Raw genomic sequence first — 20474 nt, forward strand, 5'->3', positions numbered from 1 at the left:
TACGATGTGCCCTTCATCCCTGTCGGAGAGGGGGACTTCGCCGAAGGCCGCCGATCCCGCAGGGGGTGAGCAGACCGCCCGCCCGGTCCGCGGGGCATTCCCACCGGGCGCGGCCCCCACGGCCCGAAGGCCATGGGGGCGGCGGTTCACATCGGCCAGGCCCGTCCGGCGGCAGCCGGAGATCACTGCTCGCGCAGCGGAACCGACACGTACGACGGGTCGTCCGCCGGCGAGGAGAAGGTCAGCTGCGCGCCGGACGGGTTGTGCTCGATGTAGAGCGGGTCGACCGTGTCGACGACCAGGGCGAGGCGATGCCCGGCCGGGACGTCGTAGGCCGTGGAGTACAGCTCCAGGTCCACGCCGAACGGCTTTCCGGGGGTGCGCCCGTGGAAGGTGTACGGCGCGTGGGTGACCAGCTTGCCGAGGCCGAGCGGCCCCACGTCGTACAGGTAGGCGACGAGGGTGCCGCTCTCCTTGGTCGCGGTGAGAGTCGTGTGCAACCGTGCCGTGCCGCGCACCTGTTGGGCCGAGGCGTGCTTCTCCGACTGCCAGACGGCGGCCCAGCGGCGGGGGAGCAGCGGGATCGAGGCCATCGGGGGCAGCCGGGCCACCTGGTCCAGGATGCTGGACAGGAAGACGATGCCGCCGTCCGCGCCCGAGTTCACGTTCGCGCGGATGGTCTTCGAGCCGGTGAGGGCGATCTTCCGGGCGTCCGCTCCGGCCGACTTCCAGTCCGGATAGCCCTCGTAGCCGCCCGCCGCACGGGACTTGAGCTGCACGGGCTGCTCGCGGTCGATCCCGTTGTCCTCGCCCCTCAGGTAGTGGTCGAACCAGCGCTCGGTGTCCTTCCACACATCGTTGGGCAGCCCGAACAGGCCGGTCAGCTCGGCGGTGGCGTGGTCTCCCGGCCGCATCTCCAGTCGCTTGGGGCCGGTCAGCTTCTCGTAGAAGTCGGCGTACTGGTTGGGCGGGAAGACGCTGTCGCCCCAGGCGTTGGCGAGCATGATCGCCGCGCCGTTGTCGTTGATCCGGTCGACATAGGTCGCAGCGGAACGTTTCTTCCCCCAGGCGATGAGTTCCGGTTCCTTCGTCAGGTCGGAGTGGTAGAAGGCGTCGAAGGTCTGCCGCAGTTCCGGGCTCTGGCGACCCGTCACCAGGCTCGCGCCGTCCAGCAGGGCGGACGCCTGGACGTGCTGGGTGCGCCCGCCGTAGATCGAGTCGATCAGGTCGGCCCAGCCGCTGAGCGAGGCGACGGCCTTGATCCGCCGGTCGTGCGCGGCGGTGAGCAGGCTGATGCCCGCGCCGTAGGAGACGCCCGCCATGCCGATGTGCCCGGCGTCGGCGGGGGTGTGGGCGAGCGCCCAGTCGATGACCTTCGAGGCGTCGGCGATGTCGGGCGGTCCCGCCACCTCGATCTCGCCGCCCGACTGCCAGAAGCCGCGCACGTTGTAGGTGACCACGACGTACCCGGAGTCGGCGAGCTTCTGTGCCTGGGCCAGGTACTCGATCTGGGGAAGGCCCCAGCTGGTGGGCATGACGAGCAGCGGGTAGCGGTCGTCGTCGCGGGCGCCGGCCGGAGTGACGACGTTGGCCTTGAGGACGGTGCCGCCGTCACCCGTGATGTCGACGAAGCGGACGGGGTGCGGCGCCGCCTGGGCGGTGGGGGCAAGCCCGAGGGCGGCGCCGGCGACCAGGGTCGCCGAGACGGCGCCTACGGCGGTGGTGCGCAGGGCCTTGCGGTGGGGTCCCACGGGTCACTCCTCACTCGTGTCAGTGCAAAGTGACCGAACGGTAACGTCGGTGGCTTACCAGAGGTAACCCGTCGGTAAGTTACGTGCCAGTAACGATTGTTGAGCCGTGGAGGACTTCAGGAGGCACGGTGTGTATTGCGTGGAGCCGCCGTCGCGGCGGGCAGCGGGGTCTGCGCCGCTCGTGTCACGTCGTCCACCAGTTCGACGACATCGGGGCCGTACGCCTGCGAGTTGATCACCTTGAGCAGCAGGACGAAGGGGGTGTTGCCGTACTTGCGGGTCAGCTTCTCGTGGTTGCGTGCGAGGTAGCGGGTGGTGGCCTGGTTGGTGATCGAGGTCTGGCCGCAGAAGAGGAACACCGGCCGGGTGTTCCGGCTGCGGTCCGCGGTGAGGCGGGCGAGCAGGGCGTACTCCTGCCTGCCGTTGTCCACGCGGTAGCGTTCGCTGCCCACCTGGAACGCGCCCCGGTCCGGCCCCGGTTCGGCGTCGACGTTCACCCGCACACCCGGCAGCAGAGAGGACAGGTGGGCCGCCATCCGGCGGTTGGACGCCGGGCCGCCCACGCAGAACTCGGTGCGCTCCCCGAAGCCCTGGCGTGCGGTGTCGTGCGGGAGTATCTGGGCGTGGGCCTTGCAGTCCTTGATCAGCGCGGCGAGTTCGAGCAGCGCGAACACGTCGTAGCGCATCACGGCGAACTCGGGCCCGGTGGCGCCCCGGTTCACCACCAGCAGGGACTCGGAGTTGTCGGGCAGCCCGAAGAACGCCTGCTTCCTGCGGAGTTTGCGCCTCCACAGGTAGGTGCGGGCCACCCAGCCGAGCGCGGCGCTGATGCCTGCCGCGATCACGCCCAGAACGATGTTGCGCACGTCGTCAGTCATGGGCGCGCATGCTAGCGGGCCCGACGCACCGGTGTTCGACGCCTGCCTGACGCGGCCATGGCGATGAATTAAGCTGCGCGGACGGCCTTTGACTGGAGGTGCGGATGCGTCGCCCTGTCGCACGGAATCTGACGGTCCTGGCGGTTTCGGCCGCCGTGGTGGTCTCGGTGGGAGCGGCGGCCCCGCCACCCGCCGCGCAGAGCACCGGCGGTGAGAAGTCCCCGCTGGCCGTCGGCTACGGCGGCGCCGTCTCGAGCGTCGACCCCGACGCCTCAGCGGCCGGGATCGAGGTCCTCGAGAAGGGTGGCAACGCCGTGGACGCGGCCGTCGCCACGGCTGCCGCGCTCGGCGTCACCGAGCCCTACTCGGCAGGCATCGGCGGGGGCGGCTACTTCGTCTACTACGACGCGGAGTCCCGCACCGTGCGCACCATCGACGGCCGCGAGACCGCCCCGCTCAGCGCCGACGAGAACCTCTTCGTCGAGAACGGCAAACCCCTCGCCTTCGCCGACGCCGTCAGCAGCGGCCTGAGCGTCGGCACCCCGGGCACGCCCGCCACCTGGCAGACGGCGCTCGACCGGTGGGGCAGCAAGCGGCTCGCCAGTGTCCTGAAGCCGGCCGAGCGCCTGGCGCGCGACGGGTTCACCGTCGACGAGACCTTCCGCGCGCAGACGGCGTCCAACGAGACCCGCTTCCGCTACTTCCCGGACACCGCCGAGCTGTTCCTGCCGGGCGGCCGGCTCCCCGTCGTCGGCTCCACCTTCAAGAACCCCGACCTCGCCCGCACCTACGCGGAGCTCGGACACAAGGGCGTCGACGCGCTCTACCGCGGCCGCCTCGGCCGCGACATCGTCGACACCGTCAACAAGCCGCCGGTGGACCCCGCCTCGGGCTGGAACGCCCGGCCCGGCGACCTGACCGCGAAGGACCTGGCCGCCTACCGCACCAAGCTCCAGGCGCCCACCAGGACCTCGTACCGCGGCCTCGGCGTCTACTCCATGGCACCGTCCTCCTCCGGCGGCACGACGGTCGGTGAGGCGCTCAACATCCTGGAGCGGACCGACCTGTCCAAGGCGAGCAAGGCGCGCTATCTGCACCGCTTCATCGAGGCCAGCCGGATCGCCTTCGCCGACCGGGGGCGGTGGGTCGGCGACCCGGCCTTCGAGGACGTGCCGACGAGGGAACTGCTGTCCCAGCGGTTCGCCGACTCGCGCGAGTGCCTCATCAAGGACGACGCGGTGCTCACGAGCCCGGTGGCGCCCGGGGACCCGCGCCGTCCCGCGCGCTGCGGCGCCGGTGGCACGGCGGCCCCCACGACCTACGAGGGCGACAGCACCACGCATCTGACGGTGGCCGACAAGTGGGGGAACGTCGTCGCCTACACCCTCACCATCGAGCAGACCGGGGGCAGCGGGATCACCGTGCCCGGGCGGGGCTTCATCCTCAACAACGAGCTGACGGACTTCTCCTTCAGCCCGGCCAACCCGGCCGTGCACGACCCGAACCTGCCGGGGCCGGGCAAGCGGCCGCGGTCGTCCATCTCGCCGACGATCGTGCTGGACCGGCACGACAGGCCCGTGGTGGCGCTGGGGTCGCCGGGCGGAGCGACGATCATCACGACCGTGCTCCAGACGCTCACCGGGTTCCTCGACCGCGGGCTGCCGCTGGTCGACGCGATCGCCGCACCCCGGGCCAGCCAGCGCAACGCCGCGCAGACCGAGCTGGAGCCCGGGCTGTACGACGACGCCGCGTTGAGGAAGCAGCTCGAGGCGATCGGGCACTCCTTCAAGGTGAACCCGGAGATCGGTGCGGCCACGGGCGTGCAGCGGCTGCCCGGCGGCAAGTGGCTGGCAGCCGCTGAGACCGTTCGGCGGGGCGGGGGGTCGGCGATGGTGGTGCGGCCTGCGCGCTGAGTGCCGGGCGCGGGTGCGCGGGGGACCGGTCGCGCAGTTCCCCGCGCCCACGCCCCTTCAGGGCGATGTACTGAACGCGAGGCGCCCGTCCTCCACGTCCACCCTCACTTGGCCGTTCTTCTCCACCCGGCCGTCCAGCAACAGCCGTGACAGCTCGTTGTCCACCTCGCGCTGGATCGTGCGGCGGAGCGGGCGGGCGCCGTACTCCGGCTGGTAGCCGCGTTCGGCCAGCCATTCCACGGCCCGGTCGCTGAAGGTCACCGTGACGCCCTTGCTCCGCACCAGGGACCGGGTGCGGTCCAGCAGCAGGTCGGTGATCCGGCGCAACTGCTCCGTGGTGAGCTGGCGGAAGACGACGATCTCGTCGATGCGGTTGAGGAACTCGGGGCGGAAGTGCTCGCGCAGCGGGCGCAGGATCTGCTCGCGGCGGGCCTCCTCGTCCGCGTCGGCGCCACCGGCGGCGAAGCCCGTCGTGGCGCCCCGGCGGGTGATCGCCTCGGAACCGAGGTTGCTCGTCATCACGATCACCGTGTTGCTGAAGTCCACGGTGCGGCCCTGCGAGTCGGTCAGCCGGCCGTCGTCGAGGACCTGGAGCAGGATGTTGAAGACGTCCGGATGGGCCTTCTCCACCTCGTCCAGCAGGAGCAGCGAGTACGGGTGACGGCGCACGACCTCGGTCAGCTGGCCCGCCTCCTCGTGCCCGACGTAACCGGGCGGGGCGCCGACCAGCCGGCTCACGGTGTGGCGCTCCTGATACTCGCTCATGTCGAGGCGGACCATGCGGTCCTCGCTGCCGAAGAGGACCTCGGCGAGCGCCCGGGCCAGCTCGGTCTTGCCCACACCCGTCGGGCCGAGGAACAGGAAGCTGCCGATGGGACGGTCGGGGGCCGCGAGCCCGGCGCGTGAGCGCAGCACCGCGTCCGAGACGACCCGCACGGCCTCGTCCTGGCCGACCACCCGCTCGTGCAGATGCTCCTCCAGGCCCAGCAGACGGTCCTTCTCCTCCTGGGTGAGGCTGCTGACCGGGATGCCGGTCTGCCGGGACACCACCTCGGCGATCGCCTCGGCTCCGACCACCAGGTCCTGACCCTCGTCGACCTCGCCGTCGCCGCCGGCGTCGGTGATGCGCTGCTTCAGCTCCGCGATCCGGTCGCGCAACTGGGTGGCCTGTTCGTACTGTTCGTCCGCGACGGCCTGGTCCTTGTCCCGGGTCAGCTGCTCCAGCTCCCGTTCCAGGGCCCGTACGTCCGTGCCCTTGGTGCGGGCGCGCAGCCGGACCCGGGCACCGGCCTGGTCGATCAGGTCGATCGCCTTGTCGGGCAGCCGGCGTTCGGTGAGGTAGCGGTCCGACAGCTCCACGGCGGCGACCAGGGCCTCGTCGGTGTAGCGGACCTGGTGGTGGGCCTCGTAGCGGTCCTGGAGACCGCGCAGGATCTCGATCGCGTCGGCGGCGGTCGGCTCGGGCACCATGATCGGCTGGAAGCGGCGGGCCAGCGCGGCGTCCTTCTCGATGCGGCGGTACTCCTCCAGCGTGGTGGCGCCCACGATGTGCAGCTCGCCCCGGGCCAGGGCCGGCTTGAGGATGTTCCCGGCGTCCATCGAGCTGCCGTCGCCGCCGGAACCGGCGCTCACGACCGTGTGCAGCTCGTCGATGAAGATGATCAGCTGGTCGGAGTGGGCGCGGATCTCGCCCACGATGTTGTTCATCCGCTCCTCGAAGTCACCCCGGTAGCGGGTGCCCGCGACCACGCCCGTGAGGTCCAGGGCGACCACGCGGCGCCCGATCAGCACATCGGGTACGTCCGCCTCGGAGATGCGCTGCGCCAGCCCCTCCACGATGGCGGTCTTGCCGACGCCCGCGTCACCGATCAGCACCGGGTTGTTCTTGCCGCGGCGGGAGAGGACCTCGACGGTCTGCTCGATCTCCTCGTCCCGGCCGATCACCGGGTCGATCCGGCCCTGCCGGGCCAGCTCGGTGAGGTCACGGCCGTACTTGTCGAGCGTCGGCGTGTTGGTGGGGCGCGGGCGCTCGGACTGTGGGGCCTCCGGCGCCTCGGGCGGTTCGGAGGGGGCGAAGCGGGCCGCGTTCAGGATGTGCCCGGCGGCCGAGTCGGGGTTCGACGCCAGGGCGCTGAGCACGTGCTCCGGGCCGATGTAGCCGTAGCCGCGCGCCCGGGCCATGTCGTGCGCGTCCAGCAGGGCACGCTTGGCGGCCGGGGTGAGGGAGAGCGCGGTCGGCGGCGGGGCGTCGTCCGGGGTGTGCTGCGCCGGACCCGACCGGTCGTCGATCTGCGACGCGAGCGAGTCGGGGTTCGCCCCGGCCTTGCTGAGCAGGGTGCGGGTGGGCTCGGTGGCCAGCGCGGCCCGCAGCAGGTGCTGGGTGTCGAGATCCCGGCTGCCGTGCTCGGCGGCGTACTGGGCGGCGCCGCGGACGAGCTCCCGGGCCGGCTGGCTCAGCAGCCGGCCCAGATCGATCTGCCGGGGACCCGGACGAGGTCCGCCGAAGAAGCGTGCGAGGAATTCTCCGAAGGGATCCGAGCCGTAGCCCTCCGGGCTGGTGAAGCCGCTGCTCATGGGCTTTTCCGTTCCCGGCGTCCCCGGCGCGCGGGCGGGGGACGCCCTCGCTGGTCGACGTGCCGGGGTCGGGTAACCCGGGTGGCAGCCGGTTACACCTGGGGCGCGTTCGTAGAACACCTTCGCACGATCGTCGACGAGAGGCACCTTCAGGGCATACCGGGAGGAAGGGAGCCCGTGCCCGGGTTCAGCGCGCCGTCAGGATCCTCGGCCCCGAGTCGGTGATCGCCACGGTGTGCTCGGCGTGAGCGGCGCGGGAACCGTCGTTCGTCTTCAGGGTCCAGCCGTCGGGGGCCGCGTGGTAGTCGTCCGTGCCGCCGGCGATGACCATGGGCTCGATCGCCAGCACCATGCCGTGCCGCAGCCGCATGCCGCGCCCCGGGCGGCCCTCGTTCGGCACCCCGGGGTCCTCGTGCATACGGCGGCCGATGCCGTGGCCGCCGAAGCCGTCCGGGATGCCGTAGCCGGCGCCCCGGCACACGGTGCCGATCGCGTGGGCGATGTCGCCGATGCGATTGCCCACGACGGCGGCCTCGATGCCGGCCGCGAGGGCCTGTTCGGCGGTCCTGATCAGGCGGAGGTCCGCCTCGCGCGGGGTGCCCACGACGAAGCTGAGGGCCGAGTCGCCGACCCAGCCGCCCAGTTCGGCGCCGAAGTCGATGGAGACGAGGTCGCCGTCGCGCAGGCGGTAGCGGCCGGGGATGCCGTGCACGATCGCGTCGTTGACCGAGACACACAGGACGGCGGGGAAGGGGGTCGGGGCGAAGGAGGGGCGATATCCGAGGAAGGGTGAGGTCGCGCCCGCCTCCCGCAGCACCGCGTGCGCCACCTCGTCCAGGTCCAGCAGTGAGACGCCCACGCCGGCGGCCTCCCGCGCGGCCGTCAGGGCGCGGGCGACGACCTGGCCCGCCTCGTGCATCGCGTCGATCGAAGTGTCTGTCTTGAGCTCCACCATGCCAATTACTATACCGGTATTAGAATGGGGTCATGGTGCGCACCCCTCTCACTCCCCAAGAGCGCGAACGCGGCGAGCGGCTCGGCCGGCTGCTGCGCGAGGCGCGAGGTTCCCGGAGCATGACGGAGATCGCCGCGAGCGCGGGCATCTCCGCCGAGACCCTCCGGAAGATCGAGACCGGCCGGGCCCCGACTCCGGCCTTCTTCACGGTGGCCGCGCTGGCCTCGGTGCTCGGGCTGTCGATGGACGAACTGGTCGGGCAGTGCGTGCCGGTGCCGCTCTGAGGTCCCTGCGCCGCATGTGAAAACTCCCCGTAGCACGTCCGTAACACAACTGGTGTTGCCTACGGGACGGAGTGCTCCGGTCTCACGGGAGTTGGCGATGGCGGCGGATCAACTCCCGGCGGCGGTCGGGGAGTTCGCGAGGTACCTGGACGGCCTGCTGGCGCGCCTCGATCCGTCCGGCGGCTGGTGCGCGGTGTTCTGGCAGCGCGACCCGGAGGGCATGCGGGCCTGCCTCGACGGGCGGGAGATGCCGCCCTGGGACATGGTCGAGGCACTGCTTCAGGACCTCGCCGGGGTGTACGGCCCCGCGGGCACCGGCCCGGAGACGGACCGCGCACGAGCCCTGCACGCCGCCGCGCTCGCCGCGTACGACGCCCGGCCCGGGGGCCGCGACGCCCTCGGCGACCGCCTCGACGTCATGCTCCGCGAACAGCGGTACGCCGCGGAACGCCGGGCCGCCCTGGCCCGCCACCTGACCTCGGCCACGACCCCCGAACAGGCCGACGCCCTCCGCGTGGCCCTGGCCTGGGCCCAGGACGACCACGAACGCGCGGACGCGCGCTGCGCGGAACTCCGGTCGCGGATGGCCCAAGCGGACCGGCGCGAGCCGGGGATGCCGTCCGGGGCGTGGGGCGACGGTGACGGGCAGCGGGGCGGTGCGGGGCCGGATTCAGCGGTCGCCACGAGGCCCCGTCGCGCGATGCCGGACTCGCCGGTGCCGGCCGCACCCGGCGCCTACGACGCCACGGCCGCGGAAGCTGGCGGGCGCGGTCGCCGGCAGTCGGCAAGCGGACCCGGTCCCGGCCCGAGTGAGACCGCCGGAGAGGTCGCACCCGGGGCGTTCGCGGCGCCGGGTGAGTGGCGTGCGCCGGAAGGGGCGCCGAACCGGGGCGGGGGCGGCGGAGGCGCCGAGGGTGGTGCGCCCGAGGCGTTCGGCACCTCGACGCGGTGGCATGCTCCGCGGCGGGCCGCGAGCCCGGGCAGGCCCGGGGAAGGCGTCCCGGCGGGTGCGGCCGACGACGCCCTGGGCGTCCCGGCCACTGCCGCGCCTGATGTATTCGACGGCCGGGCTGCGGCCGCGCCTGGTGTGTTCGGTGGCCGGGCCGAAGTCGATCCCGGTGTGCCGGGTGGCCGGGCCGCAGCCGCGCCTGAGGTATTCGGAACCCGGGCCGCGGCCGCTCCCGAGGTGCCGCGTGCCCGGGCCGCAGCCGCTCCCGACGTGCCGCGTGGTCGGACCGTAGTCACTCCTGACGCGCCGGGTGGCCGGGGCGCGGCCACTGTTGGTGTGCATCGCGTCCCGGCCGCGCCCGACCCCCGCGCGTTCACCGCCCAGACCCCCGAACCCCCCGCCGCCGCACCGCCCGCCCAGGCGCCCCCTGTCACCGCACCACCAGCCCTCCACACCCCCGCCCCGGCGTCCCCTGCCCCCGCACCACCAGCCCTCAACACCCCCCGCCCGGCGCCACCCGCCCCCGGACCCCCACCCCCCGGACCCCCACCCCCCGCACCCCCACCCCCCGCACCCCCGGCCCCCTCACCCCGGGCCCCCCACCCCCGTAAACGCCGTCGCGGCAGTGCCCGATTCGCGGGGATGGGCGATGAGGAGGCCGTGCCCGTCGTCGAGGCGCCCGTTGCCGTGCCGTCCCCGCCCGCCACGGCCCCCGTGGCCACCGGCCGTACCCCCCGCGGCGCGCGGTACGCCGGTGTCGGCGAGGAGGAGGTGGTGGTGGAGCGCCCGGTGCCGGAGGCCGACAGGGCCCGGCAGGCCGATCCGGCCGAGGTCGGGCGGACCGTGGAGGTACTGGCGAGGCTGCGCAGCGAGGGACGCAGCGGGGAGGCGCACGCGCTGCTGGCCGAGATCGCCTCGTGGGAGCCGGGCCGTTTCCCGCTGCTGGCGGAGCGGCTGCGCCTCGCCGGGCTGGACGCCGACTGGCAGACCCTGCTGTGGGAGGCCGCCGCGCTGCCCGCCGGACGGCTGGTCGCCGCCGCCGACGCGCTGGTCGCGGCCGGGCGGCCGGAGGACGGGCGGCAAATGCTGCGGCAGGGGGTCGCACGGCCGCCGGCCGAGCTCGGACGGGCCGTCCTCGGCCTGGTAGCCGAGGGGCGGGACCGCGAGGTCCGCGTGCTGCTCGACGCGTATGTGAGAGCCCGCACCCCCGAGGAGGCCGCCCGCAGCGCCGAACCCGATCCGGGGCGGCTCGTACCGCTCCTGCTGGAGGCCGCCGGAGGTGTGTCGCAGGAGCGCCGCTGGGATCTGGTGCACGCCCTGCGGGTCGCCGGATTCGCCGTGTGACGGGCGGCGTCGTGCCCCGGGCGACTCACCCGCAGGAGTGCGAATCGCGTAATGCCCAGCGGGTTGGCGACGATGGTCTTGGCAACCCCGTGCCGGAGGCTTACGTTCGTGGCTCTACGGCCCGCTTCTACGGGCGTAGAGGCGCAGACGTCGCGTCGAAGGAGCAGCTCATGGCCAACGTCGTACGTGCCGCCCTGGTCCAGGCCACCTGGACCGGCGACACCGAGTCCATGGTGGCGAAACACGAGGAGCACGCCCGCGAGGCGGCCCGCCGGGGCGCGAAGATCATCGGGTTCCAGGAAGTCTTCAACAGCCCCTACTTCTGCCAGGTCGAGGAGCCCGAGCACTACCGCTGGGCCGAGCCCGTCCCCGACGGGCCGACGGTGCGGCGGATGCGGGCGCTGGCGCGCGAGACGGGCCTGGTGATCGTCGCGCCGGTGTTCGAGGCGGAGCAGCCCGGCTTCTACTACAACACCGCGGCCGTGATCGACGCCGACGGCACCTACCTCGGCAAGTACCGCAAGCACCACATCCCGCAGCTCAAGGGCTTCCGCGAGAAGTTCTACTTCAAGCCCGGCAACCTCGGCTGGCCCGTGTTCGACACGGCGGCCGGCCGGGTCGGCGTGTACATCTGCTATGACCGCCACTTCCCGGAGGGCTGGCGTCAGCTCGGCCTGGCCGGGGCCCAGCTGGTCTACAACCCCTCCGCCACCCACCGGAGCCTGTCGTCCCACCTGTGGCGCCTCGAGCAGCCCGCTGCCGCCGTGGCCAACGGGTACTACATCGCCGCGATCAACCGCGTCGGCCAGGAGGAGTACGGCGACAACGACTTCTACGGCACCAGCTACTTCGTCGACCCGCGCGGACAGTTCGTGGGAGACGTCGCCAGCGACAGCCAGGAGGAGCTCGTGGTCAGGGACATCGACCTCGACCTGATCGAAGAAGTGCGGCAGACGTGGGCCTTCTACCGCGACCGCCGCCCCGACGCCTACGAAGGACTGGTGCAGCCGTGATCAACGACCTCCTGGGCCGCCACCGGGCCGTGCTCCCCGACTGGCTCGCCCTCTACTACGAGGAGCCCCTCGAGATCACCCATGGCGAGGGCCGCCACGTCTGGGACGCCCAGGGCAACCGCTACCTCGATTTCTTCGGCGGCATCCTCACCACCATGACGGCGCACGCGCTGCCCGAGGTGACCAAGGCGGTGAGCGAGCAGGCCGGGCGGATCATCCACTCCTCGACCCTCTACCTCAACCGCCCGATGGTCGAACTCGCCGAGCGCATCGCCCAGTTGAGCGGCATCCCGGACGCCCGGGTGTTCTTCACCACCTCCGGAACCGAGGCCAACGACACCGCCCTGCTGCTGGCCACGACGTACCGGCGCAGCAACACCGTCCTGGCGATGCGCAACAGCTACCACGGCCGTTCCTTCAGTTCCGTGGGCATCACCGGCAACAGCGGCTGGTCCCCGACCTCCCTCTCCCCGCTCCAGACGCTGTACGTCCACGGAGGCGTGCGCACCCGGGGCCCGTTCGCCTCCCTCGGCGACGACGACTTCATCGCGGCCTGTGTCGAGGACCTGAAGGACCTGCTCGGCCACACCCGCCCGCCGGCCGCGCTGATCGCCGAACCCGTCCAGGGCGTCGGCGGCTTCACCGCGCCGCCGGACGGGCTGTACGCCGCCTTCCGGGAGGTGCTGCACGAGCGTGGCATCCTCTGGATCGCCGACGAGGTCCAGACCGGCTGGGGCCGCACCGGCGAGCACTTCTGGGGCTGGCAGGCCCACGGGCAGAACGGTCCGCCGGACCTCATGACCTTCGCCAAGGGCATCGGCAACGGCATGTCCATCGGCGGGGTCGTCGCCCGCTCCGAGATCATGAACTGCCTGGACTCCAACAGCATCTCCACCTTCGGCGGCACCCAGATCACCATGGCGGCCGGCCTCGCCAACCTCACCTACCTGCTGGAACACGACCTCCAGGGCAACGCCCGGCGGGTCGGCGGTCTGCTCATCGAGCGGTTGCGGGCGGTCGCCGCGCAGGTCCCGGCCGTCCGGGAGGTGCGCGGCCGCGGGCTGATGATCGGCATCGAGATCACCAAGCCCGGGACCGACGAAGCCGATCCGCAGGCCGCCGCGGCGGTCCTGGAGGCGGCCCGTGAGGGCGGTCTGCTGATCGGCAAGGGCGGCGGGCACAACACCAGCGCCCTGCGTGTGGCCCCGCCGCTGTCCCTCAACGTCGCGGAGGCCGAGGAGGGCGCCGCGATCCTCGAGAACGCTCTGCGGAGCATCGGGCAGTGAGCCCCCAGTAGCGCGCTTCCCGTAGCGCACACCCCGTAGCGGTGGACCGAACAAGGGACCCGTCACCATGACCATCACCTCGGATTCCCCGGAACCGGCCCTGTCGGTCCGGCAGGTCCTCACGCTGGAGCGGGTGCTCGCCGGGCAGCCCGAGGTGGTGGCCGGTGCGAGCCACCTCGACCGGCCCGTGCGCTGGGTGCACGTCGCCGAGGCCGCCGACGTCGGCGTCATGCTCAGCGGCGGCGAGATGGTCCTCACCACCGGCGTGCTGCTCGCCGGTGACGAGGTCAAGCAGGACGAATACGTCCGCTCCCTGCACCGCGCGGAGGCCGCCGCCGTCGTCCTCGGACTGGGCCGCGCCTTCCCGGCGGCGCCGGACGTGATGCGCAGGGCGGCCGAGCGGTGCGGGCTGCCGATGGTCGTCCTGCACCGGCCGTTCCCCTTCGCCGAGCTGACCGAGGAGGTCCAGTCCCGGCTCGTGCGGCGCAAGTTCGCCGCCGTCAGCCTCTCCGAGGCCGTGCGCACCGAACTCACCGCCCTGATCACCGCGGGCGCCCCGCTGCAACGCCTGCTCGACGAGGTCGCACGGCACAGCGCCTGCCCGGTCGTCGTCACCAACCTCGCCCACCGCGTCCTCGGCACGGCGGGGGAGCGGCCCGCGGTGGACGACGTGCTGCGCGACTGGGAGCGCATCGCCCGGCAGGCCGGAGGCACCGAGGGCGACGGCTGGATCCGCGCCGAGCTGGGCGGACGCGGCGAGCGCTGGGGCCGGATCGTGCTGTGCGGTTACCGGGGCGACACCGCCACCGGACGGCTGCTGGCCGACCGCGCCGCCGAGGCACTCGTCCTGCACCGCATGCTCGCCGGCGCCGCCGCCCGCAGCTGGGAGGAACAGTCCGCGCAGAGCCTGCTCACCGACCTGGTCAGCGGTGTCGTCCCGGCGCGCCAGCTGCTGCCCCGGGCGCGCGCGGCAGGGCTGCCCGTGAACCGGCGCACCTTCGTGCCGCTGGCCGTGCGCGACGGCGACCCCTCCCGGCTCGAACGGCTGCTGCGGCTGCTCGGCCTGCCCGGGCTGGTCGCCGAACTGCCCGGCGGGGCCACGGCCGTACTGCTCAGCGTGCCCAGGGACCAGGACGCGGGCGCCCTCGCCGCGCACTTCGCGGCCCGGCTGCGCACGGAGTCCGGGCGGGACCACACCGTCGTGGCGGCGGCCGAACCCCGGGCGGGCTGGGACGACGTACCCACCGGACTGCGGGAGGCCCAGCACGTCGCGGACGCCGTGGCCGACTCCTGCGCCGTCCTCGCTCTGCCGCCGGTCGTGCGTCTGAAGGACGTCCATCTGCGGGGCCTGATACGGCTGCTGCGCGACGACCCGCACGTGCAGTCCTTCGCGGAACGGGAGCTGGACGGCCTGCTCGGCGAGACCGACGAGGACCTGCTGGCCGTCCTGCGCACCTACCTCGCCACCGGTCGCAACAAGTCCCGCACGGCCCAGCTCCACCACGTCTCCCGGCCGGCCCTCTACCGCCGCCTGGAGGCGATACAGGTCCGCCTGGGGGTGGACCTCGACGACTTCGAGCAGGCCGCCTCGGTGCACATCGCACTCCTCGCGCATGACGCGCAACACCAGTGAAACACGTGACCACCTGCGAAAACGGCGGTGAAACATGGGTCCACGGCAGAGTGACACGGTGGCACGCCGCACGCCCCGGGACGTGACACGGTGCAACTCAACGACGCCTCTCGCCCTCCCTAGGCTCACGGCACACCGAGCGACCGGAGGTCCCGATGAGCCGAGTGATCCGTGCCGCCGTCTTCCAGACAGCCTGGACGGGCGACAAGGAGTCGATGATCCAGGTCCACGAGCAGGCGGCCCGCGACGCCGCCGCGCAGGGCGCCCAAGTCCTCTGTTTCCAGGAGCTGTTCTACGGGCCGTACTTCTGCCAGGTCCAGGACCCGGCCTTCTACGAGTACGCCGAACAGATCCCCGAGGGCCCGATCGTCCGCCGCTTCCAGGCCCTGGCGAAAGAGCTGGGCATCGTCCTGGTGCTGCCGATGTACGAGGAGGAGCAGCCCGGCGTGCTCTACAACACCGCCGCCGTGATCGACGCGGACGGTTCCTACCTCGGCAAGTACCGCAAGACCCACATCCCGCAAGTGCGGGGATTCTGGGAGAAGTTCTACTTCCGCCCGGGCAACAGCGGCTGGCCCGTCTTCGACACGAAGGCCGGCCGGGTCGGCGTCTACATCTGCTACGACCGCCACTTCCCCGAGGGCTGGCGGGCGCTGGGCCTCGCGGGCGCCGAGATCGTCTTCAACCCCTCGGCGACGTCCCGCGGCCTGTCCGGCTACCTCTGGCAGCTGGAGCAGCCGGCGGCGGCCGTGGCCAACGAGTACTTCGTCGGCGCGATCAACCGGGTCGGGGTCGAGGAGTACGGCGACAACGACTTCTACGGCACCTCGTACTTCGTGGATCCGGAGGCCCAGTTCGTCGGCGAGGTGGCGAGCGACAAGGAGCCCGAACTGGTCGTGCGCGACCTGGACATGGCCAAGCTCAGGGAGGTCCGCGACCGCTGGCAGTTCTACCGGGACCGGGCGCCCGGCGCCTACGGTCCGCTGACGGCCCCCTAGGGCCGCGGGGCTGTATTCGACATGCGGCTGCCGCCGCGTGCGCGCGACCAGCCACGACGAACCCGCACGCACCCACATTGAGGAGCGCCCGATGACCCGAACACTGATCCACGGCGGTCTAGTCATCACGGCTTCCGACGAAATCCACGCCGACGTCCTGATCGAAGACGGCCGGATCGCCGCCCTGGCCGCGCCCGGAGTCCTCACCGCCGACCGCACCATCGACGCCACCGGAAAGTACGTCATCCCCGGCGGCGTCGACGCCCACACCCACATGGAGCTGCCCTTCGGCGGCACCTTCGCCTCCGACACCTTCGAGACAGGCACCCGCGCCGCCGCCTGGGGCGGCACCACGACGATCATCGACTTCGCCGTGCAGAGCGTCGGCCACACCCTGCGCGAGGGCCTCGACACCTGGCACGCCAAGGCCGACGGCAACTGCGCCGTCGACTACGGCTTCCACATGATCGTCTCCGACGTCAACGAGCACACGCTCAAGGAGATGGACCACCTGGTCGAGGAGGGCGTCACCTCCTTCAAGCAGTTCATGGCCTACCCGGGCGTCTTCTACAGCGACGACGGCCAGATCCTGCGCGCCATGCAGCGCTCCGCCGGCAACGGCGGCCTGATCATGATGCACGCCGAGAACGGCATCGCGATCGACGTCCTGGTCGAGCAGGCGCTCGCCCGCGGCGAGACCGACCCGCGCTACCACGGCGAGGTCCGCAAGGCGCTGCTGGAGGCCGAGGCCACCCACCGCGCCATCAAACTCGCGCAGGTGGCGGGCGCGCCCCTGTACGTCGTGCACGTCTCGGCGACAGAGGCGGTCGCCGAGCTGGCCCGGGCCCGCGACGAGGGACTGAACGTGTTCGGCGAGACCTGCCCGCAGTACCTGTTCCTGTCCACCGACAACCTCGCCGAGCCGGACTTCGAGGGCGCCAAGTACGTGTGCAGCACGCCCCTGAGGCCGAAGGAACACCAGGCCGCGCTGTGGCGGGGCCTGCGCACGAACGACCTCCAGGTCGTCTCCACCGACCACTGCCCCTTCTGCTTCACCGGCCAGAAGGAACTCGGCCGCGGCGACTTCTCCAAGATCCCCAACGGCCTTCCCGGTGTGGAGAACCGCATGGACCTCCTCCACCAGGCGGTCGTCGACGGGCACATCTCGCGCCGCCGCTGGATCGAGATCGCCTGCGCCACCCCGGCCCGCATGTTCGGCCTCTACCCGAAGAAGGGCACCATCGCGCCGGGCGCCGACGCCGACGTCGTCATCTACGACCCGCACGCCGAGCAGGTCATCTCCGCCGAGACGCACCACATGAACGTCGACTACTCGGCGTACGAGGGCAAACGCACCACCGGCCGGGTGGAGACGGTCCTCTCGCGCGGCGAACCCGTCATCACCGAGCGGGAGTACACCGGGCGTGCCGGACACGGCGTGTTCACCCCGCGATCCACCTGTCAGTACCTCACCTAGGAGTGGCGCAGATGGACTTCGGACTCGTCCTGCAGACCGACCCGCCGGCCTCGCGGGTGATCAGCCTGATGAAGCGGGCGGAACGCAACGGCTTCTCGTACGGCTGGACCTTCGACTCCGCCGTGCTGTGGCAGGAGCCGTTCGTGATCTACAGCCAGATCCTGGCCAACACCACGAAGCTGAAGGTCGGCCCGATGGTGACCAACCCGGGCACCCGCACCTGGGAGGTCACCGCCTCCACCTTCGCCACCCTCAACGACATGTTCGGCAACCGCACGGTCTGCGGCATCGGCCGCGGCGACTCCGCGATGCGTGTGGCCGGCCGCAAGCCCAACACCCTGGCCCGGATCAGCGAGGCGATGAGGGTCATCAGGGAGCTCGGCAGCGGACGGGAGGCCGACCTCGGCGGCACCGTCGTCCGGTTCCCGTGGACCAAGCCGGACGCCGAACTGCCCGTGTGGATGGCCGCCTACGGGCCCAAGGCCCTGAAGATGGCCGGTGAGGAGGCCGACGGGTTCATCCTCCAGCTGGCCGATCTGTATCTCACCGAGTACATGGTCAAGGCCGTGAAGGACGCGGCCGTCGCGGCCGGCCGGGACCCCGCCGAGGTGACCGTCTGCGTGGCCGCCCCGGCCTACGTCACCGAGGACGACTCGCCCGAGGCGCTCGCCCACGCACGCGAGCAGTGCCGCTGGTTCGGCGGCATGGTCGGCAACCACGTGGCCGACCTGGTCTCCAAGTACGGCGAGCACTCGGCCGCCGTCCCCGACGAACTCACCGACTACATCAAGGCCCGCGAGGGCTACGACTACTCCCACCACGGCCGCGCCGACAACCCGGACACCCGGTTCGTGCCCGACGAGATCGTCGACCGGTTCTGCCTCATCGGCCCGGTCGAGAAGCACATCGAGAAGCTGGACGCGCTGCGCGCGCTCGGCGTGGACCAGTTCGCCGTCTACGACATGCACGACGCGCAGGAGGCCGTGATCGAGGCCTACGGATCGCGGGTGATCCCGGCCCTGGGCGGCTGACCTCCGCCGCCCCACCCTGTGAACTCCCCCTTCCCGGCGGCTCGGGAAGGGGGCCAGGACGCTCCCCGCCGCACCCGGAGCGCACCCCCCATCGGCGTCACCGCACGGCCTTTCCCGTCCCACCTCCCCTGATTGGCCCGGCCCATGACCGATACCGCTCCCACGGCCCCACCGCCGACCACCCAAGTCACCCTCGCCGACGGCCGGGTGGAGATCGCCCCGGGCGCCCCCGTGCCGACCGGCCCCTACGCCAACGAGGACCTGCTGCCGGTCCCGGTCGACAAGCGCACCTGGACGACGTACAACTTCTCCGCGCTGTGGGTCGGCATGGCCCACAACACGGCCTCCTGGACCCTGGCCTCCGGGCTCATCGCCGTGGGCATGGACTGGAAGCAGGCGGTGCTCACCATCGCCCTGGCCAACATCATCGTGCTGATACCGATGCTGCTCACCGGGCACGCCGGGCCCAAGTACGGCATACCCTTCCCGGTCTTCGCCCGGGCCTCCTTCGGCATCCGCGGCGCCAACCTGCCCGCCGTCGTACGGGCGTTGGTGGCGTGCGGCTGGTTCGGCATCCAGACCTGGATCGGCGGCGAGGCCATCTACTTCCTCGCCGGCAAGCTCGTCGGCACCGGCTGGACGGACGCCGCGAAGGTCGGCGGCTACGCCTGGACCATGTGGCTGTCGTTCGCGATCTTCTGGGCGTTGCAGGTCGTCATCATCTACCGGGGCATGGAGACGATCCGCCGCTTCGAGAACTGGGCGGCGCCCTTCGTCCTCGTCGGCGCGTTCGTGATGCTGTGGTGGATGAGCGACAAGGCGGGCGGCTTCGGCCCGCTGTTCGACCAGCCGTCGAAGCTGGGCTGGGGTGCCGACTTCTGGAAGCTGTTCGCGCCCGCCCTGATGGGCATGATCGGCTTCTGGTCCACCCTGTCGCTGAACATCCCCGACTTCACCCGCTACGGCAGGAGCCAGAAGGCGCAGACCCGGGGCCAGGCGCTCGGCCTGCCGACCACCATGACCCTCTTCGCGTTCCTGTCGGTGATGGTCACCTCCGGCTCCCAGGCCGTCTACGGAGAGGCCATCTGGGACCCGGTACAGCTCGCCGCCAAGACCGACAACACGGTGGGCCTGCTCTTCGCCCTGGTCACCGTCCTGGTGGCGACGCTCTCCGTCAACGTGGCCGCCAACCTGGTCTCCCCGGCGTTCGACTTCTCCAACATCGCGCCCCGGCGCATCAGTTTCCGGGCCGGCGCCCTCGCCACCTGCGTCCTCGGTGTGCTGATCTTCCCGTGGAAGCTGTACTCCGACCCGCAGGGCTACATCTTCACCTGGCTCGGCCTGGTCGGCGGCCTGCTCGGCACCGTCGCGGGCATCCTCATCGCCGACTACTGGATCCTGCGCCGCTCCCGCCTCGACCTCGCCGACCTGTACCGGCCCGGCGGCCGCTACTGGTACGAGGGCGGCTGGAACTGGCGGGCGGTCCTCGCCTTCGCGGTCGGCGGTGTCCTCGCCGTGGGCGGCGCCAACTTCAAGCCGCTGATCGACGGCCGTCCGATCCCGGCGCTGGCCGATCTGGCCGACTACGGCTGGGCCGTCGGCCTGGGGACGTCCATGGTGCTGTACCTGCTGCTGATGGCCCTGCGAGGCCGTGACCGCACGGCTGTCTGACGGACGCGGACCGGCGCTGGAGGACGGCGATCAGCCCTTGCCGGCCTCCAGCGCCGCCACCGCTTCCTTCGCCGCCTTGATGGCGCCCTTGTTGATGGTGTCCGTGCCGGGCGCCTTCTTCGACTCGAAGTCGCTGCCGTTGTAGGTGACCGTCACCAGCGCGTTGGAGGCGCGGGCGATCACGACACCCTCACGGGTCTCCTGCTTGTCCTCGGTGGTGAGGTTCACGACGGAGTAGGCACTGTCTCCCAGGCCGGGGACGGCCCCGCCGCCGCTCTTCTTCCCGGTGTGCTCCTCGTAGGAGCCGCGGGCCGCCTCGTCCGACTCCATGATCTCGTAGGACACGTCGAGCCAGCGGTAGTCGTACCCCTTGAGCGCGTTCCAGGAGCAGGTGCGGCGCAGTTTCGTGTCCGTGGACGGGATTTCCTTGCCACCCGTCTTCGCGCCGGGCACCAGCGCCTCGATCGTCTTCTTGGCGACGCTCTCGCACGGGGCGGGCGCGGCCGCGTACGTCTTCGACACCGTCGACCTGGACGGCGCCGACGCCGACCGCGTCTCGGTCTTGTCCTCGGCCGGCTTGGGCCCGGCGGCCTGCGGCGCGGCGAGCGGACCGGACGACAGCGCCCAGCCCAGCGCGGCGAGCACCACCACCGGGGACAGACGGGCGGTCAGGGCGAGGGGCAGGGGTAGAGAACGCACGGCGCCCTTCTCGTGGGG

Annotated in this window: 15 protein-coding genes; 10 read left to right on the plus strand and 5 right to left on the minus strand. The window is 71.9% G+C overall.

The window, feature by feature from the left end; translation table 11 throughout:
* Nucleotides 1–182: 182 nt before the first annotated feature.
* Complete coding sequence (locus AB0I06_RS30755; RefSeq protein ID WP_363122116.1) at nucleotides 183–1751, minus strand: alpha/beta fold hydrolase; 1569 nt, start codon at nucleotides 1749–1751, stop codon at nucleotides 183–185.
* A 116-nt stretch (nucleotides 1752–1867) separates the two neighbouring features.
* Nucleotides 1868–2629, minus strand: coding sequence for a hypothetical protein (locus AB0I06_RS30760; RefSeq protein ID WP_363122117.1), 762 nt, complete (start codon nucleotides 2627–2629; stop codon nucleotides 1868–1870).
* Between the two features lie 104 nt (nucleotides 2630–2733).
* Between AB0I06_RS30760 and ggt the strand changes: the two genes are divergently transcribed.
* Entirely contained in the window at nucleotides 2734–4542 is a 1809-nt protein-coding gene (ggt, locus tag AB0I06_RS30765) for a gamma-glutamyltransferase (protein ID WP_363122118.1), read from the plus strand.
* A 57-nt stretch (nucleotides 4543–4599) separates the two neighbouring features.
* Here ggt and AB0I06_RS30770 read toward each other — a convergent pair whose 3' ends face one another.
* Nucleotides 4600–7116 carry an ATP-dependent Clp protease ATP-binding subunit gene (locus AB0I06_RS30770; RefSeq protein WP_363122119.1) on the minus strand — a complete coding sequence of 839 codons (2517 nt, stop codon included), beginning with the start codon at nucleotides 7114–7116 and terminating at the stop codon, nucleotides 4600–4602.
* 187 nt (nucleotides 7117–7303) lie between these two features.
* Nucleotides 7304–8071 (minus strand): type I methionyl aminopeptidase, encoded by a 768-nt coding sequence (map, locus tag AB0I06_RS30775; protein ID WP_363122120.1) that lies wholly within the window; start codon nucleotides 8069–8071, stop codon nucleotides 7304–7306.
* A gap of 32 nt (nucleotides 8072–8103) precedes the next feature.
* On the opposite strand from map, the gene AB0I06_RS30780 reads away from it, so the two are divergent.
* The 9 genes from AB0I06_RS30780 to AB0I06_RS30820 all read left to right on the plus strand — a co-directional run bounded on the left by AB0I06_RS30780 (nucleotide 8104) and on the right by AB0I06_RS30820 (nucleotide 19757).
* The gene (locus AB0I06_RS30780) at nucleotides 8104–8355 is read left to right on the plus strand and encodes a helix-turn-helix transcriptional regulator (RefSeq protein ID WP_363122121.1); all 252 of its coding nucleotides are present in this window, start codon (nucleotides 8104–8106) and stop codon (nucleotides 8353–8355) included.
* A gap of 97 nt (nucleotides 8356–8452) precedes the next feature.
* Nucleotides 8453–10648, plus strand: a complete 2196-nt coding sequence (locus AB0I06_RS30785; RefSeq protein WP_363122122.1) for a hypothetical protein — start codon at nucleotides 8453–8455, stop codon at nucleotides 10646–10648.
* A gap of 170 nt (nucleotides 10649–10818) precedes the next feature.
* Nucleotides 10819–11661, plus strand: a complete 843-nt coding sequence (locus AB0I06_RS30790) for a nitrilase-related carbon-nitrogen hydrolase (protein WP_363122123.1) — start codon at nucleotides 10819–10821, stop codon at nucleotides 11659–11661.
* Nucleotides 11658–12947, plus strand: coding sequence for an aspartate aminotransferase family protein (locus AB0I06_RS30795; RefSeq protein ID WP_363122124.1), 1290 nt, complete (start codon nucleotides 11658–11660; stop codon nucleotides 12945–12947). The genes AB0I06_RS30790 and AB0I06_RS30795 overlap by 4 nt, the downstream gene beginning before the upstream one ends.
* Nucleotides 12948–13014: 67 nt before the next feature.
* The gene (locus tag AB0I06_RS30800; RefSeq protein WP_363122125.1) at nucleotides 13015–14580 is read left to right on the plus strand and encodes a PucR family transcriptional regulator; all 1566 of its coding nucleotides are present in this window, start codon (nucleotides 13015–13017) and stop codon (nucleotides 14578–14580) included.
* Between the two features lie 155 nt (nucleotides 14581–14735).
* The gene (locus AB0I06_RS30805) at nucleotides 14736–15578 is read left to right on the plus strand and encodes a nitrilase-related carbon-nitrogen hydrolase (protein WP_363122126.1); all 843 of its coding nucleotides are present in this window, start codon (nucleotides 14736–14738) and stop codon (nucleotides 15576–15578) included.
* A 91-nt stretch (nucleotides 15579–15669) separates the two neighbouring features.
* Nucleotides 15670–17055, plus strand: coding sequence for a dihydropyrimidinase (gene hydA / locus AB0I06_RS30810; protein ID WP_363122127.1), 1386 nt, complete (start codon nucleotides 15670–15672; stop codon nucleotides 17053–17055).
* A gap of 11 nt (nucleotides 17056–17066) precedes the next feature.
* A complete protein-coding gene (locus tag AB0I06_RS30815; RefSeq protein WP_363122128.1) occupies nucleotides 17067–18086 on the plus strand; it encodes a TIGR03842 family LLM class F420-dependent oxidoreductase in 1020 nt (339 codons plus the stop codon).
* Between the two features lie 144 nt (nucleotides 18087–18230).
* On the plus strand, nucleotides 18231–19757 hold the full coding sequence (locus AB0I06_RS30820; protein ID WP_363122129.1) for an NCS1 family nucleobase:cation symporter-1: 1527 nt from the start codon (nucleotides 18231–18233) through the stop codon (nucleotides 19755–19757).
* Nucleotides 19758–19787: 30 nt separating this feature from the next.
* On the opposite strand, the gene AB0I06_RS30825 is transcribed toward AB0I06_RS30820, so the two are convergent.
* Nucleotides 19788–20456 carry a hypothetical protein gene (locus AB0I06_RS30825; protein ID WP_363122130.1) on the minus strand — a complete coding sequence of 223 codons (669 nt, stop codon included), beginning with the start codon at nucleotides 20454–20456 and terminating at the stop codon, nucleotides 19788–19790.
* Between the last annotated feature and the right edge of the window lie 18 nt (nucleotides 20457–20474).

It is taken from the genome of Streptomyces sp. NPDC050674 (genome assembly GCF_040654575.1).
Lineage (GTDB): Bacteria > Actinomycetota > Actinomycetes > Streptomycetales > Streptomycetaceae > Streptomyces.